Source organism: Cryobacterium sp. CG_9.6 (genome assembly GCF_029893365.1).
In the GTDB taxonomy this organism is placed as follows: domain Bacteria; phylum Actinomycetota; class Actinomycetes; order Actinomycetales; family Microbacteriaceae; genus Cryobacterium.
Window position 1 is genome coordinate 1,662,588 of sequence record NZ_JARXUZ010000001.1, and the last position, 15,249, is coordinate 1,677,836.

Sequence of the window (15,249 nt, forward strand, 5' to 3'; positions counted from 1 at the left end):
CGATCTCACGAGCAGAACCACAAACGGCACCTGCCGCACGCGTATGCGTGCGGCAGGTGCCGTTTTGGTGGAGCAGGGACGTGCGCTTAGACGCGCGCACGCTCCGGCACCTTGTACTTCGGGTGAGACTGCTCAGCAGCGGCGTCAAACTCGGCGTCAATTTCTGCAGACGGCTTGTAGGTGGCGAGGGAAACCACCACGGCAACGATCATGCTGGCTACGAAGCCCGGCACGATCTCGTACAGGCTGGCGCTCAGCGGCGAGTTGCCCCAGATGAAAACGACGACAGCACCGGTGATCATGGAGGCCAGCGTGCCCGCAGTGGACAGCTTCTTCCAGTACAGCGAGAGAATAATGATCGGCCCGAACGCTGCTCCGAATCCGGCCCACGCGAAACCAACGAGCTCAAGGATCGTGGAGTCGCGGTTGAGAGCAATAAGCCCGGCAATGATCGCAACGAGCAGAACGCCGAAGCGACCGAGCATGATCAGCATCTTGGGTGACGCATCCTTCTTGCCGACGATCTTGTACAGATCCTCAACAAGGGCAGACGAGGACACGATGAGCTGTGAGGAGATGGTGCTCATGATGGCGGCGAGAACAGCGGCAAGGACCAACCCGGCAATGAAGGGGTGGAACAGAATCTGCGACAGGATCAGGAACACCGTCTCCGGGTTTGCCAGGCTCAGTTCCGGATTCTGCTGGAAGTAGGCGATGCCGATCAGTGCGGTCGCAATGGCACCGACTGCTGTTGCGACCATCCAGCTGATTCCGATACGACGTCCTGCCGTGGCGTCCTGCGGGGAGCGCATTGCCATGAAGCGCACGATGATGTGCGGCTGGCCAACATAACCGAGGCCCCAGGCCGCAGCAGAGATGACACCGAGCACGGATCCACCCGCGGTGAGCGAGAGCAGGTTCGGGTCCACCAGGCGGATGGAATCGACGGTTGCGGCGAGGCCACCGGTGGCGTTCAGGGCGACCAGCGGAACCGCGATCAGAGCGACGAGCATCAGGATGCCTTGAGCAACGTCCGTGAGGGTGGCACCCAGGAATCCACCGAAGAGCGTGTAAAGCAGTGTGACACCGGCGACGATGAGCATGCCCAGAAGGAAGGTGGAGCCGAAGGATTCCTCGAAGAACACACCACCAGCGACCATGCCCGACGACACATAGAAGGTGAAGAACACCAGAATGATCACGCCGGAGACAACGCGCAGCAAGCGCGAATTGTCCTTGAGTCGATTCTCCAGGAAGCTGGGAATGGTGATCGAGTTATTCGAAACCTCGGTATAGGAACGTAGCCGCGGGGCAACGAACTTCCAGTTCAGCCATGCGCCAATGGTGAGGCCGATGGCGATCCACGCTTCGACGAGGCCCGAGACGTAGATGGCCCCGGGGAGGCCGAGCAGCAGCCAGCCGGACATGTCCGAGGCGCCGGCGCTGAGCGCCGCGGTGCCGGGTTTGAGGGCGCGACCGGCCAGCATGTAGTCGTCGAGGTCTTTGGTCTGCCGGTAGGCAAACCAGCCGATGGCCACCATGCCAGCCAGATACAAAATGATTGCTGCAAGTTGAAAAGTTTGATCCGTCATAGGGTTTTCTCCATTGGGTTTCCCCGGTTTCAATGCCCGATGTAGGGGAGATTCGATGTGATTCCGTTCTTCCAGTGTTACAGATCGCTGCTCCCGAGGGGCAAAAGACCCCCAACTCGGCCCGGAAAACGGCTGTTTGTGGAACAATCGGGACCAATCTGACGATTTGAATGGGGTGCCCCCATAGCCAGAGTGGGTGGGCGCATCAGGAAGACCTGTCAGGGAGATCGCACACACACGCGAACCCCACGCTGACCTGCGAGTTCGCGTTGTTGTCCAGCATTTGTTGCTCACGAAAGGCCTGGGGTCTGAGGTTCGTCGTCTCCGACGACTCGGCGGGTACGACGGGGGCGCTATGTAACGATTAGGTCACGGTACCGCCCCGAGGAAGAAAATTGTTGATCGTGAGCCGCGCCAGCGGCTTACGCTGCTGATGCCATCAGGGCCGATCGGCCGAGCATTGGCGCACAACACCTCGTCTCCGCGGTAAATAAGGACAAGGATGATCTGGTGAGTTGTAAGCGTGTGGTGAGTGGGTGCGGGGCATGAACTCGGCGTCACGGCGAGTGCAGCGTGTGTACCTCTTATTGCTACTGGGCAACACCCTGGCCGCGTCGTTCATTTGGGGTATCAACACCCTGTTTTTACTCGACGCTGGGCTCAGCAACTTTGAAGCCTTCGCCGCTAACGCGTTCTTCACTGCAGGAATGGTGATCTTTGAAATCCCCACCGGCGTCGTCGCAGATACGGTGGGTCGCAAAGCCTCCTATCTCCTCGGCACGATCACGCTCTCGGCGACGACCGTGCTGTACTGGCTGCTGTGGTTCTGGCATGCGCCCTTCGTGTGGTGGGCGATCGTCTCGGTTCTTCTTGGGCTCGGCTTCACCTTCTTCTCCGGGGCTGTCGAAGCCTGGCTTGTCGATGCGCTCACCTTCAGTAGGTACACCGGAAGTCTTGAGGCTGTGTTTGGTCGCGGCCTCGTCGTCAGCGGTGTTGCGATGTTTGTGGGGTCGGTGCTCGGCGGCGTGATCGCTCAGGTGACTAACCTGGGCGTGCCGTTCGTGATGCGCGCAGCGGTGTTGGTGGTGCTGTTCGTGTTTGCGTACATCGTGATGAAGGACCTGGGCTTCACGCCGGATCGCTCAGCCGGGCCACTGAAAGCAACCCGCACCGTGCTGGCCCAATCGGTTGAGTACGGTCTGAAGCGACCAGCGGTGCGCTGGGTCATTCTTTCCGCCCCGTTCGCATCCGGCGTGGGGTTTTATGCTTTCTATGCGCTCCAGCCCTACCTCCTACAGCTTTACGGGGATCCATCCGCTTACTCGATTGCAGGTTTAGCTGCCGCCGTGCTCTCGCTCGCTCAGGTGGCGGGCGGCATCCTCGCGCCGCGTTTGCGTGGGATGTTCGCCCGACGCACGACCACAGTGATTGGGGCATCCGTTCTGAGCGCGGTGTTGCTGGTGGTTCTCGGGTTTGGCAGCGTTTTCGGTGTCGCACTTGTTGTCCTGGTGCTGTGGGGCTTCGTCTTTGCTGCTGCCGGCCCGGTGCGTCAGGCCTATCTCAATGACATGATCCCCTCCAAGCAGCGTGCAACCGTGCTGTCGTTCGACTCGCTCTGTGGAAGCTTGGGCGGGGTGTTTATTCAGCCGGGGCTCGGCCGTGCCGCCGACCTCGGCGGTTATGGTGCCTCGCTCGTTCTTGGTGGAATCGTGCAGCTCATCGGCATTCCCTTTCTCGTCGCAAGCCGCCGCCAACGTGATCCCGCCGACAGTGACGGCGTGCGAGCCGCTCCGTCCCCACCAGATCTTTTGTAGGAATACAACGTCGTTCTGGCGCGAACGCTGGACCCCGTTGTAGAGAAGCTGCAGAAACCCCGGCAGTTGCTCATGTCTCACCACGTGGAGTGCAGACCTAGCTACGCTGTCTCGCATGAGTACATTCCGTCCCCAAACCTCAGACATCGCCTTCACCCTCGAGCACGTGGTGGGCTATCCCGATGTCGCCGCACTGCCCGGATTTGAGCATGCGGACCTCGACACCGTCGTCGAACTTCTCGAGCAGTGCGGTGAATTCATGGCCGAGGTCGTCGCCCCCACGAATCGTTCCGGCGATGTTCAGGGCGCTGCGCGACAGCCGGATGGCACTGTCGTTACCTCTCCGGGTTTCCGAGACGCCTACCGTCAGTATGTGGAAACCGGCTGGGGCGCGGTACCGCTACCCGAAGAGTTTGGCGGCGGCGATTTCCCCCACACCGTTGGCCTTGCCATTCAGGAGCTGATGTCCACGGCCAACGTGGCATTTGCCCTGTGCCCACTGCTCACCCAGGGGGCTATTGAAGCTCTGGTGCACTACGGCAGCGACGCCCTGAAGCAGCAATTTCTGCCCAAGATGGTGACCGGGGAGTGGACCGGGAGCATGAACCTCACCGAACCGCAGGCCGGTTCCGACGTGGGAGCCATCACAACACGGGCGGTGAAGAACGACGACGGAAGCTACGCTCTCACCGGCCAGAAGATTTACATCACCTATGGTGACCACGACATGGCCGAGCAGATCGTTCACCTCGTGCTGGCCCGCGTTCCCGGCGCTCCGGCCGGCACCAAGGGAATTTCCTGCTTCATCGTGCCCAAGTTCCTCGTGAACGACGATGGCTCCCTCGGCGAGCACAACGGCGTTTCGGCACTGTCGCTGGAGCACAAGCTCGGCATCCACGGGTCGCCGACCTGCGTGCTGGAATATGCCAATGCCACCGGCTACCTCGTGGGTGAGGAAAACCGCGGAATGCAGATCATGTTCATCATGATGAACAGCGCCCGGGTATCGGTGGGGATGCAGGCCGTGGGCATCAGCGAGCGGGCGTACCAGCAGTCCCTCGATTACGCGCAGAACCGCCGTCAGGGCCGAGCTATTGGCGCAACCGAGCGTGACTCAGCCATCATCGACTTTCCTGACGTGCGCCGCATGCTGATGACCCAAAAGACATATTTGGCCGCGGCACGTCGACTCATGCTGCTGAACGCGGTCTACGTGGACCAGAGCACCCACAATCCCGACGCCGCCGTGCGTGCCCGTGCCGATGAGATCGCCGGCCTCCTCACCCCGATCTGTAAGGCGTACGGGAGTGACCTCGGCAACGAGCTCACCTCGCTCGCCCTGCAAATCCATGGCGGCATGGGATTCATCGAGGAGACGGGTGCCGCGCAGCACTATCGCGACGTGCGCATCATGGCGATCTACGAGGGCACCAACGGTATTCAGGCCGCCGACCTCGTGGGACGTAAACTCGGCGTTCGCGGCGGTGATTCGGCACGTGAGTTCCTCGAAACGATGCGCGAGATTCTGGCCGAGTTGGCCGAGGCCGGCACCGAATTCGACTCGATCCGGGCGTCGCTCAGTGCCGAGCTTGATGCACTGGACACGGCAACAGAGTGGATGCTCCGCACTGGCCGCGGCGATCCGAACGGTGTGCTCGCTGGTTCCGTTCCGTATCTGCGCATGTGGGGACTCTGCGTGAGCGGTTGGCTTCTGGCCCGCTCCGCCCTCGCCGGGGCAGCAGCGGGGGACCCCGAGCAGGCGGAGACCCAGTTGGTGATGGCACGATTCTTTGCCCAGCAGCTGCTGCCAGCCTGCTCCGGGCTACTCGGCGCGGCGACGGCGGGGTCAACCGACCTGTTTGCGCTGAACGTGGCGCAGCTGTCCGGGATCGCGCGCAGCACGGTTTCCTCGTAAGGAGCTCAGGCGCCGATGAGCGTCAACACGTGGAAAATGACATAGACCGGCCACACCACGGCCTGAAGGAGGCCGAGAATCACGCCCCAAAACGAGCCGTCCGACTCGGAGATGAAGTAAATTGCCGCGCCAACGTAGGCCAGCAAAAAGATAAAGCCCCACGGGCCGTCCCGCACAATCGTGCTCCCGCGACCGTTGCTGGTCATCGTGCTCTCCTGTCCTCAGAGCCGTGTTGCTCACCCCGCCGGAGGTAGTCTTCGGCTTGGTGAGCGTCGACAGGCGTCGACGCGGGCCAGAATAGCCGCATACGTGGCCGCGCAACACCCCGCACGGAGCACGATCTGAACGGATGCTGTGGCACGCGGAGCACGGTCTCCTCCTAGCTCTCAACCAGATTGGTGTTCGGTGCGTCTTGTACAGTAGAAGTTACTGAATGCGACACAACCGGAAGGCGCTGACCCAGACTGTGGATCACCGAGCCGTGGCCGTAAAGGCCCACGACCAACACAACATTCTCTTACTGACACTCCGACGCTCTGCTGCGTTGCCGGCGGGGGTGATGGCGGAATGATTGCAGCAACGGGACTGCTCCTCATCGGGATTGTGGTGATTCTGGCGATCATCGCTGCAAACGGCTACTTTGTGGCGCAGGAATTTGCCTACATGTCGGTTGATCGCAACAAGCTCGGCGCCCAGGCAGCAGCGGGAGATGTGGCGGCAGCACGTGCCCTTGCCGTGACCAAACGCACCTCGTTCATGCTGTCGGGCGCGCAACTGGGCATCACCGTCACCGGTCTGCTCGTGGGGTTTGCCGCGGAGCCGCTCATCGGTGGGGCGATTGGAACGCTGCTCGGGGGTGCGGGGATTCCCGTGGCCGTCAGCATCACCATCGGGACCGTTCTGGCCCTGGTGATCGCAACCGTGGTGCAAATGATCTTCGGCGAGCTCTACCCGAAGAACCTTGCGATCGCGAACCCCGAACCGCTTGCCCGCGGCCTGGCCCGCTCGACGACGATTTACCTCGCAACCTTCGGTTGGCTCATTGCGGTTTTCGATTTTGCGGCCAACGCCCTGCTTCGCCTACTGCGTATTGAACCCGTGCACGACGTGGATTCCAGTGCCACCGCGCAGGATCTCGAACGCATTGTGGCGGATTCTCGCACCAGTGGCGATCTGCCCGCCGAACTCTCGCTCATGCTCGATCGAATTCTGGAGTTTCCGCAGCAGACCGTTGAGCATGCGATGATTCCGCGGTCGCTCGTTGACACTGTTCGGCCCGAGACCACGATCGCGGAGGTGCGTGCCATGATGGCGCGAGCACACACCCGTTACCCCGTCGTTGACGATGAGAGCCAACCGCTCGGGGTCGTTCAACTTGCCGACGTGCTCGGGTCTACCCTGCCCACCGAGGCATCCGTTACCGAAATCATGCACCCCGCGCTCGTGCTGTCGACACTCATGAAGCTTCCCGAAGCTCTCGCCGAACTCACCCGCACACACAACGACCTGGCCTGCGCCATCGACGAGTACGGCGGATTCGCCGGTGTGCTCACCCTGGAAGACCTCGCCGAGGAGATTGTGGGGGAAATCACGGACGAACATGATGACGCTTCAGCCCCCTCGGTCGAACCCGACGGTGACCTGGTGTGGCGGATGGGTGGCGACGTTCATGTGGATGAGATGCATCGCGCCCTGGGCTACGAACTGCCCGACGGCGATTTTGAGACCGTTGCAGGGCTGGTGATCGCCGCTCGCGGCGCATTGCCGACAGTGGGAGAGCGTGTGATCATCCCGCTGCCCGACGATCCTGCAGATCTCGTGCACAACGAGGACGTGCACCGCTGGCTGGACATCGACGTGCTCGAGATTGAACGCCACGTTCCGAGCGTGCTTCGCGTTGGTCTCCGTGAAAGCCGGGGAAACGATGACGCAGGCATCACGTTGCCGGGACTCGCAACCGACACGGATGCCGTGACAGGGGAAGACCGATGACCAACTCTCTCGTTGTGGTGCTTGTCACCACCGCTCTGATCGCCCTGAGTGCGTTCTTTGTCATCATCGAATTTGCTCTGCTCGGCGCACGTCGCCACCGCCTGGAAGCAACGGCGGCCACCGATAGATCCGCTCGGGCCGCGCTCCGTGGGGTGAATGAGCTGACCCTGATGCTCGCCGGAGCCCAGCTGGGCATCACCGTGTGTACCTTTGCACTGGGTGCGGTGACCAAGCCGGCTCTGGATCGTTGGCTTGGACCAATCTTCTTAGGTCTGGGTCTACCCGAATGGGGTGCCGGTGCGCTCGCGTTCGGGCTATCGCTGCTCCTCGTAACTTTTCTGCATCTGGTGGTTGGCGAAATGGCCCCCAAATCGTGGGCGATTGCGCATCCGGAAACGGCCGCGAAAGTCATCGGCATCCCGTCCCGCGTGTTCATTTGGCCGTTCAGACCACTGCTGAACTGGGTCAACAGTATTGCGAACAGACTGGTGCGAGCCTCTGGTGTCGTTCCCGTGGAAAGTGCGGCCGTTGGCGGGCAGAATGCCGAAACCATTCGCCATCTGGTTGAGCTGTCGGCGCGGGCGGGCACTCTCGACGCGTCGTTCCGTCCACAGCTTGAGGGTGCGATCGAGCTGGAAACCCTACGGCTGGACGAGTTGGTGAATGCCAGCGCCACGCCCACCGTGGTGCCGACCGGCGCGACGGTGGCCGACGTGCAGCGTGCAGCCGCGGACTCGGGCCACATGCGCATTCTCATTGGTGATCCGGCCCACGTTCCCGGCATCATTCACGTGCGCGACACCCTGCTGGCGGAGCTGGACGCCCCGGCGGCGCCCCTCGCACGACCCGCACTGGTGCTTGCAGGGTCGACCCCGGTTTACGAGGCTCTCGCTCGCATGCGCACCACCAGTGAGCAGTTTGCGATTGTTGTCGACGATGACTGTTTCTACGGAGTTGTGACACTCTCCGACGTTTTGCCGAGAGTGCTTCCGCACGCCGACGATAACCTTTCGTCAGGCATCCGCTAACGAGACGGGGGTGGACTGTGACGCTGATACGTTGGCGGGATGAATGAATTTTCCGTCAGCGACGAGATCGCGGCCATGGTCGCTGAGCGTGACTGGTCACAGTTCCACACCCCGGAAAACCTGGCCAAGAGCATTGCTATTGAAGCGGGGGAGCTGTTGGAGTGTTTTCAGTGGAATGCCGACGCTGATCCCGACCGGGTTCGCGGGGAACTAGCCGATGTTCTCACCTACTGCCTTCTTCTGGCCGACCGGCTCGGGATGGACCCGAACCAGATCATTCTCGACAAGTTGGCGGTCACCCGGGGAAAGTATCCGGTCGATACAGCGCGGGGGCGAAGCACGAAGTACGACGCCCTGTAGGCGCTGTCAAGTGGCGCATTGACACGTACGATCGAGGGGTGCCTCCGCGTTCTCCCCTTCCTCAGCGCCACGGGCTCGATGCTGCGTGGGTATCGACGCCGGAACGCGCTGCGAGCTACCCGTGGGACGACATGGGCGACTTTCTCGCGGAGCGGTTAGCCGAGTTTGTGAACGTGGCCGGGTTTCTGGCCGACGGACGCTTCGTCTATCAGACGGGTGCGCCGGTACTGGCCCGGGACCCGTACCAACCACACACTTTTGTGTGGTTTCACCGCGACCTCGCGGAGGAGGTGTTCGTCCCGGGGGAGATTCATGTGATCCACCGCGATGATCGCCTCGTGGTGATCGACAAGCCACCGTTTCTCTCCTCCATTCCGCGCGGACGGCACGTTCTGCAGAGCGTAGTGGTGCGTCTGCGCGTCGAACTGGGGCTGCCCGAACTCTCGCCGCTGCACCGTCTCGACCGGGTGACCTCGGGTGTGTTGGTGCTGGCCACCGAGCGCCGGTGGCGAGGTGACTATCAGTCCCTGTTTCAGCGCGGGGAGATCAGCAAGACCTACCACGCACTCGCGCCGCTCCGACCGGGCCTCGAACTGCCCGTCACCGTGCGCAATCATCTCACCATGCGTCGTGGGCAGTGGCAGGGCTACGTGGTGCCCGATGCTCCGGTGAACGCCGAATCGCTCATTGAACTCGAGACCGAACGTGGCAATCAGGCCACGTACCGGCTCAGCCCGCGGACGGGGCGCACTCACCAGCTGCGCCTGCACATGCTGGGTCTGGGAATTCCGATCTGCGACGACCCGCTCTATCCCGTTGTAGCGGATGTCCCGGTGCACGACTTCACCCACCCGCTGCAACTCCTGGCCAGCGCTGTGAGCTTCACCGACCCGATCGACGGCCGTGAGCGCCGATTCGACAGCGTGCGCAAACTCCCACTGCGGGCCGAGACCGACTGAGCGTTGCGGCGCCAGGGGTTCACGTCCCCGTACACACAACATCGCCCCTGAAAAACTCAGGGGCGATGTTGTGTGTCGTGTTCGACGTTAGCTGGCGGCAGCCGCGGTGTCCGCGCGGGTGGGCAGACGCCACCCTGCACGGATGTAGTGGCAGGTGTAGCCGTTCGGGGACTTCTCTAGGTAGTCCTGGTGGTCTTCCTCGGCCTGCCAGAAATCGCCAGCCGGCTCGACCTCGGTGACAACCGGGCCCGGCCAGATGCCGGAGGCATCGACATCCGCTATGGTCTCCTCGGCGACACGCTTCTGCTCGGCCGATGTGTAATAAATGGCGGAGCGGTAGCCGCGGCCCACGTCATTGCCCTGACGGTTCTTCGTGGACGGGTCGTGAATCTGGAAGAAGAATTCCAGCACCTCGCGGTAGCTGATGACAGCGGGATCGAACTCAATCTCTACCGCCTCGGCGTGGTCGCCGTGATTGCGGTAAGTGGCGTCGGGGGTATCGCCGCCGGAGTAGCCCACGCGGGTAGCGAGAATTCCGGGGCGGCGACGCAGCAGCTGCTGAGCTCCCCAGAAACAGCCGCCAGCCAGGATTGCTTGTTCAGTGTTCATGATTCTCCTCGTGGTGATGGCACGTGCTCTCGGCATGCGGCCGAGTGCGGTTCCGCTCGTTGAAACACTCTAGGTCGCTAAATTGTTCCGCAGCCCTCAATGGAGGGCACTGTCACGAAATGCTCGTGCAGTGTTCAGGAATTGTTACATACCCCATGGGGTATAGTGAAGTGACAAGTTCACTGAAAAAGGAGTTGTTATGTGCCGTGCCGTTGCCTGTAAGAAGTGTGGAAAGACCACCTGGGCGGGCTGTGGTCAGCACGTTGATCAGGTGATGCGCGGTGTGCCCAGTTCCGACCGCTGCCGCGGGCACGAGAACGAACCTGCCTCCAGCGGGGGCGGGTGGTTCTCGCGGCTGTTTTCCGGGCGGTGAACGCGAATCTTATGATGCGCGAAAGCTCGGCTTGGGGCCACGGCAGGAATAGTCTCTAGTCAGTTCACTGTGTAACAGGACTGCAAGGGAGCAGGGCATGACGTTCCTGACGCTCGCACTGATTGCTGTGGTGGCGCTGCTTGGACCTCTGCTCGCACTGCCGCGCACATGGCATCTGCCCGTGGTGCTGGGTGAGTTGGTAGCCGGCATCGCGATCGGGCAGACCGGGCTCGCCCTCGTGGATGCCTCAGATCCGATCTTCACGTTCCTTGCGAATATCGGCTTCGCGCTCATCATGTTTGTGGCCGGGTCGCATGTGCCGGTGCGGGACGCGATGATTCGCTCGGCAGTCGGGCAGGGAGCCCTCCGAGCCGCTGTTGCCGCAGTCGTGGCCGGTGGAGTGGGGACAGCGATCGCGGTGGTGTTCGCGACCGGACATGCGCCGCTCTACGTGGTTCTCCTGGCCTCCTCGTCGGCGGCCCTGGTGTTGCCGATCATCGGCTCGCTGCGTCTGGGGGGTCCGCAGGTTCTAGCGATGACGACCCAGGTCGCCATCGCCGACATCGCGTGCATCGTGGCCCTGCCACTCGCTGTGGATCCGCCGAACGCGGGCCGGGCGGCACTCGGAACCCTCGCGGTGGGGGTGTGCGCGGGCGTGGTCTTCATGCTGTTGCGCTGGTTGGAGCGCCGGGGAAGCCGCGTGCGCCTGCACCGCGTCTCGGCCCGGCGCAAGTTTGCCCTCGAACTGCGCATTCAGTTGGCGATTCTCTTCGCACTGGCCGGATTGGCGGTCTACAGCCAGGTGTCCATCATGCTGGCCGGATTTGCGTTCGGACTCGTCGTGGCCGCGATTGGCGAACCGCGGCGTCTTGCGCATCAACTTTTCGCCGTCACGGACGGATTCCTCGGCCCCCTGTTCTTTGTCTGGCTGGGTGCCTCCCTCAGCTTTGGGGACCTTGCCAGCCGCCCCCCGATGATTCTTCTCGGCGTGAGCCTCGGTGTGGGAGCACTGCTCGTGCACATGGTGCTGCGCGTTATCGGGCTGCCCCTGTCGCTGGGGGCGCTGTCTGCCGCGCTGCTGGGTGTGCCCGTGGCGGCGGCAACGATCGGAACCCAGCTGAACCTGCTGCAACCCGGCGAAGCCGCCGCGCTCATTCTTGGAGCGCTGATCACGATCGCGGCTAGCGCGCTGGCCGGGGCCCGGGCGGCCGAGAGATTCACCCGGCCGGTGGGGGAGGGCAAGCCTGTCGCGCCGCCGTCGTCGTGACGGCTGCGCCGTCGGGTGGCATGCGGCTCCGCGAGGGTGGGAGCATGGGGGAATGAACATTCGATTACAGGCAATGCCGCAGGAGCGATTCGACAGGTGGCTCACGACCTCGCAGGAGCAGTATCTGGCTTCACGGATCGCCGCCGGGGAATCGGAGACCGTCGCACGGGAGAAGGCGGAGAGGTCATTCGCGGACAACTTCCCGAACCGACAACCTCTGGCCACGCACCGCGTGTGGGAGGTGCTCGACGATGACGCTGCCGTGGGCTACATCTGGATCGGACCCCAGCCCGGTCTGACCGATGCGTGGTGGATCTTCGACATTGAAATCGAACCCGCGTTTCGACGACGCGGGTTTGGACGCCAGGCCATGCTGCTCGGTGAGGTGGAGGCGCGGAGGTTGGGCGCAGCATCCGTTGGGCTCAATGTCTTTGGGTATAACGCGAATGCCCGTGCGCTCTATGAATCGCTGGGTTACGTGACCACTGCGGTGCAGATGCGTAAGGACCTGACCGGGGCCTAGTGGATGGTGGCGAGCAGGATTCCCACCAGAACGAAAAGCACGCCGAAGACGCGGTTCAGGACACGCTGACCGTGAGCGTCGCGGGTGAAGCGCTGGAATGACCGCGCGGTGCCGGCGAAAAAGAACCACATCACGAGAACGTCGATGACGACGACCGTGGCGGCAGCGATGAGGTACTGGGGCAGCAGTGGTTGGCCGACCTGAATGAACTGCGGCAGGAATGCCAGGAAGAACACGATTGCCTTGGGATTGAGCAGGTTCACCCACAGTCCGCGTCGAAACATGGACCAGCGAGGCTCATTGCGCCGGGCATGCACGCTCTCGTTGTCGAGGGCCGGCTGAGCGAGGAATTGCCGGATGCCGAGGTACACCAGGTAGGCGGCGCCGGCGTAACGGATAACGTTGAACGCCACCGGCGAGCTCGCCACGAGGATTCCGACGCCGAGGGCCACGATCGTGATGTGGATGAGCAGCGCGGCCTGTTGACCGAAAATACCCCAGATGGAACGACGAAAGCCCGCGTTGAGGGAGTTGCTCATGGTGTTGATCGCACCCGCGCCGGGCGTGAAACTGATGAGGGTACCGGCGCCTAACAGGGCCAACCACAAGGAGAACTGCACCGGCCAAGTTTACTGGTGCGCGGGGCGCGGGATGTCACGGCGTTTGCGCACACCGGTGCTGGCCGTGGCAAGCTGAGAGCATGGATTTAGAGGTATCACCGGAGCTCACCATTCCCGCGCAGGAACTGGGCTGGCGATTCTCGCGATCCCGAGGCCCGGGCGGGCAGCACGTGAACACATCGGACAGCCGGGTGGAGTTGTCGTGGCACATTTCCGGCTCCCTCGCGCTCACCGATGAGCAGCGGATGCGCCTCCTCGAGCGCCTCGATCGGCGACTCGTTTCTGGAGTGGTCACCGTAGCCGCATCGGAGCAGCGGTCGCAGCTGCGCAACCGGGAGATCGCGCTGCGCAAGCTGGCCGAACTTCTCGCGGACGCGCTGGCGCCCGACGGACCGCGGCGTCGGGCAACCAAGCCCACGCGTGGTTCCGGGCGGCGGTGGCTGGCTGTCAAGGAGCAGCGCTCCGCTACGAAGCAGCAGCGCCGCCGCCCTGCCGACGATTAGCGAGTCCTGGGCCGGCGTGGTTGCCGCGGCGGACGCGCTGGTCGAGGAGCGCGCATGTACTTGGCGCGCGTCTCGAGACCCGGTGAGTCAGTCCCGAAGGCCAGCTCACGAGGTCTCGACTGCTCGCAAGCTCGCGCTCGACCAGCGAGAGGGGGGCGCGGAGCGCGGGCGGACGCGCTGGTCGAGGAGCGCGCATGTACTTGGCGCGCGTCTCGAGACCCGGGGAAGCGGCGCGGCACTCGTGTGCCCGTGCGGCACTCGTTTGGACGAGTGCCGCGCAGGCAGATGAGTGCCGCGACGCCGCGCTGCTGCTCAGAAGCCGAAATCGCCACCAAAGTCGCCGCCGAAGTCTCCGCCCGCGTCGCCGCCGGCATCCGCTTGGGGATCGCCCGCGTCAGCAGCGGATGCGTCCGCGTCAGAACCGCCGCCATCCATCGGTAGGAAGGCGCTCACCAGCGCGGAGCCGATCACGAAACCGGCGACGGTTCCGAGGAGTGAACCGCCGAACATGCTCCCGAATCCCGGACCACCCTGACCACCCTGACGACCAAAGCTGCCGGCCAGTGTTCCCGGATTCTGCAACTCGGCACGAGTGGCCGCCTGGGCCAGCGTGGCGGGCGTGGCATTCGCCGGGCGTTCGCTCTCGTCGAGGCTCTCGCTGAGCTGGCGAAAGAGCAGATCGCGCTGCTCCTCGGTGAGCTTGGCGAAGGCCTCGGTGTGCACCTGCTCAATGGTTTCGGGAGGAGCGGTTCGCAGCAGGTACTGGTAACGCTCGACGGCGATGTCGTCCGCACTCCGCTGCGAGTTTCCCGCGCCGGTGGCGCGAGGAGGGGACTGCTCGGGACGGCCAAAGAGTCGATCAAGGAAGCCCATGTGATTCCCTTTCTGTGAGGTATGGCCTCAGAATCCCAGTTCAATCTGAACGAATCCTGTTCTTCTCGGACCGGCACCGGTGCGTTGTCGCCGAAAAGTGGTCCGACTCCCTACGCTGGAATCATGACCGAGGATCCGAGATCAGCCCTTCGTGCGCTGTGTGAGCGGGGCCTCGACTGGGAAACCGACCTGTCTCGCGTGCTGATGAACGGCTCCGCGGTGCGGCGCGCGGCGGTGCTCGTGCTCTTCGGAGTGCTGGACTCTGAGCCTGCCCACTGTTCCGGCGCGCTCCCGGTGTCGCGCGACCTGGACGTGCTGCTGTTGCGTCGGGCCTCCACGTTGGGCAGCCATCCGGGACAGATCGCTTTTCCGGGTGGACGTCTGGACGCCACCGATGCCGGCCCGATCGCTGCCGCCCTGCGCGAGGCCGTGGAGGAGACCGGACTCAATCCAGACGGGCTCGAGCCGCTTGGCACGCTGCCCGATCTGCCGCTGCCAGCCAGCAACCACCTGGTCACTCCGGTTCCGGCGTGGTGGACGCATCCGTCGGAGGTGGCCGCGGTCGATCACCGTGAGACCGTGGATGTGTTTCGGATACCTGTGGCTGACCTGCTCGACCCGGTCAACCGTGTTGCCACGGAGCACGTTGTGGGCGATCGAACGTTTCGGGCCCCGGCTTTCGACGTGGATGGCAAGCTGATCTGGGGCTTCACGGCGATTGTGCTCTCACGCATGTTCGAGGAACTCAGCTGGTCGGTGCCGTGGGATAGTGAGCAGATCGTGGTTCCCGAGGTCTGAGGGTCGGTGCGGCGAACGCTGGC

At 63.2% G+C, this 15,249-nt stretch carries 15 protein-coding genes; 10 read left to right on the forward strand and 5 right to left on the reverse strand.

What is annotated here, in order from left to right:
• Positions 1-86: 86 nt before the first annotated feature.
• Positions 87-1,592, reverse strand: coding sequence for a sodium/proline symporter PutP (putP, locus tag H4V99_RS07520; protein WP_280676948.1), 1,506 nt, complete (start codon positions 1,590-1,592; stop codon positions 87-89).
• 545 nt (positions 1,593-2,137) lie between these two features.
• Here putP and H4V99_RS07525 point away from each other — a divergent pair.
• Positions 2,138-3,406: an MFS transporter gene (locus tag H4V99_RS07525; RefSeq protein WP_280676950.1), complete on the forward strand. Its 1,269-nt coding sequence runs from the start codon at positions 2,138-2,140 to the stop codon at positions 3,404-3,406.
• A gap of 115 nt (positions 3,407-3,521) precedes the next feature.
• A complete protein-coding gene (locus H4V99_RS07530; protein WP_280676952.1) occupies positions 3,522-5,321 on the forward strand; it encodes an acyl-CoA dehydrogenase in 1,800 nt (599 codons plus the stop codon).
• A gap of 5 nt (positions 5,322-5,326) precedes the next feature.
• Here the strand turns inward: H4V99_RS07530 and H4V99_RS07535 are convergent, their stop codons facing one another.
• Complete coding sequence (locus H4V99_RS07535; RefSeq protein WP_280676954.1) at positions 5,327-5,527, reverse strand: hypothetical protein; 201 nt, start codon at positions 5,525-5,527, stop codon at positions 5,327-5,329.
• Between the two features lie 361 nt (positions 5,528-5,888).
• Here H4V99_RS07535 and H4V99_RS07540 point away from each other — a divergent pair, with 361 nt between their 5' ends.
• Genes H4V99_RS07540 through H4V99_RS07555 form a run of 4 tightly spaced genes read left to right on the forward strand, consistent with a single transcriptional unit; the run spans position 5,889 to position 9,660 of the window.
• The gene (locus tag H4V99_RS07540) at positions 5,889-7,313 is read left to right on the forward strand and encodes a hemolysin family protein (RefSeq protein WP_280676956.1); all 1,425 of its coding nucleotides are present in this window, start codon (positions 5,889-5,891) and stop codon (positions 7,311-7,313) included.
• Positions 7,310-8,341 carry a hemolysin family protein gene (locus H4V99_RS07545; protein ID WP_280676958.1) on the forward strand — a complete coding sequence of 344 codons (1,032 nt, stop codon included), beginning with the start codon at positions 7,310-7,312 and terminating at the stop codon, positions 8,339-8,341. Before H4V99_RS07540 ends, H4V99_RS07545 begins: the two co-directional genes overlap by 4 nt.
• 39 nt (positions 8,342-8,380) lie before the next feature.
• A complete protein-coding gene (locus H4V99_RS07550) occupies positions 8,381-8,701 on the forward strand; it encodes a nucleotide pyrophosphohydrolase (protein WP_280676960.1) in 321 nt (106 codons plus the stop codon).
• A 38-nt stretch (positions 8,702-8,739) separates the two neighbouring features.
• Positions 8,740-9,660 (forward strand): pseudouridine synthase, encoded by a 921-nt coding sequence (locus H4V99_RS07555; protein ID WP_280676962.1) that lies wholly within the window; start codon positions 8,740-8,742, stop codon positions 9,658-9,660.
• A gap of 87 nt (positions 9,661-9,747) precedes the next feature.
• Here the strand turns inward: H4V99_RS07555 and msrA are convergent, their stop codons facing one another.
• Positions 9,748-10,269, reverse strand: coding sequence for a peptide-methionine (S)-S-oxide reductase MsrA (gene msrA, locus H4V99_RS07560; protein ID WP_280676963.1), 522 nt, complete (start codon positions 10,267-10,269; stop codon positions 9,748-9,750).
• A gap of 470 nt (positions 10,270-10,739) precedes the next feature.
• Between msrA and H4V99_RS07565 the strand changes: the two genes are divergently transcribed.
• Together H4V99_RS07565 and H4V99_RS07570 are read left to right on the forward strand one after the other, a co-directional pair.
• Complete coding sequence (locus H4V99_RS07565; protein ID WP_280676965.1) at positions 10,740-11,909, forward strand: cation:proton antiporter; 1,170 nt, start codon at positions 10,740-10,742, stop codon at positions 11,907-11,909.
• Between the two features lie 52 nt (positions 11,910-11,961).
• Positions 11,962-12,432 (forward strand): GNAT family N-acetyltransferase, encoded by a 471-nt coding sequence (locus H4V99_RS07570; RefSeq protein WP_280676967.1) that lies wholly within the window; start codon positions 11,962-11,964, stop codon positions 12,430-12,432.
• On the opposite strand, the gene H4V99_RS07575 is transcribed toward H4V99_RS07570, so the two are convergent.
• On the reverse strand, positions 12,429-13,052 hold the full coding sequence (locus tag H4V99_RS07575; RefSeq protein ID WP_280676969.1) for a LysE family transporter: 624 nt from the start codon (positions 13,050-13,052) through the stop codon (positions 12,429-12,431). The genes H4V99_RS07570 and H4V99_RS07575 overlap by 4 nt on opposite strands.
• Before the next feature lie 80 nt (positions 13,053-13,132).
• Between H4V99_RS07575 and arfB the strand changes: the two genes are divergently transcribed.
• Positions 13,133-13,555, forward strand: coding sequence for an alternative ribosome rescue aminoacyl-tRNA hydrolase ArfB (gene arfB, locus H4V99_RS07580; protein WP_280676970.1), 423 nt, complete (start codon positions 13,133-13,135; stop codon positions 13,553-13,555).
• A 312-nt stretch (positions 13,556-13,867) separates the two neighbouring features.
• Here the strand turns inward: arfB and H4V99_RS07585 are convergent, their stop codons facing one another.
• Positions 13,868-14,428, reverse strand: coding sequence for a hypothetical protein (locus tag H4V99_RS07585; RefSeq protein ID WP_280676971.1), 561 nt, complete (start codon positions 14,426-14,428; stop codon positions 13,868-13,870).
• Between the two features lie 123 nt (positions 14,429-14,551).
• Between H4V99_RS07585 and H4V99_RS07590 the strand changes: the two genes are divergently transcribed.
• Positions 14,552-15,226, forward strand: coding sequence for a CoA pyrophosphatase (locus H4V99_RS07590; protein WP_280676973.1), 675 nt, complete (start codon positions 14,552-14,554; stop codon positions 15,224-15,226).
• Positions 15,227-15,249: the final 23 nt, after the last annotated feature.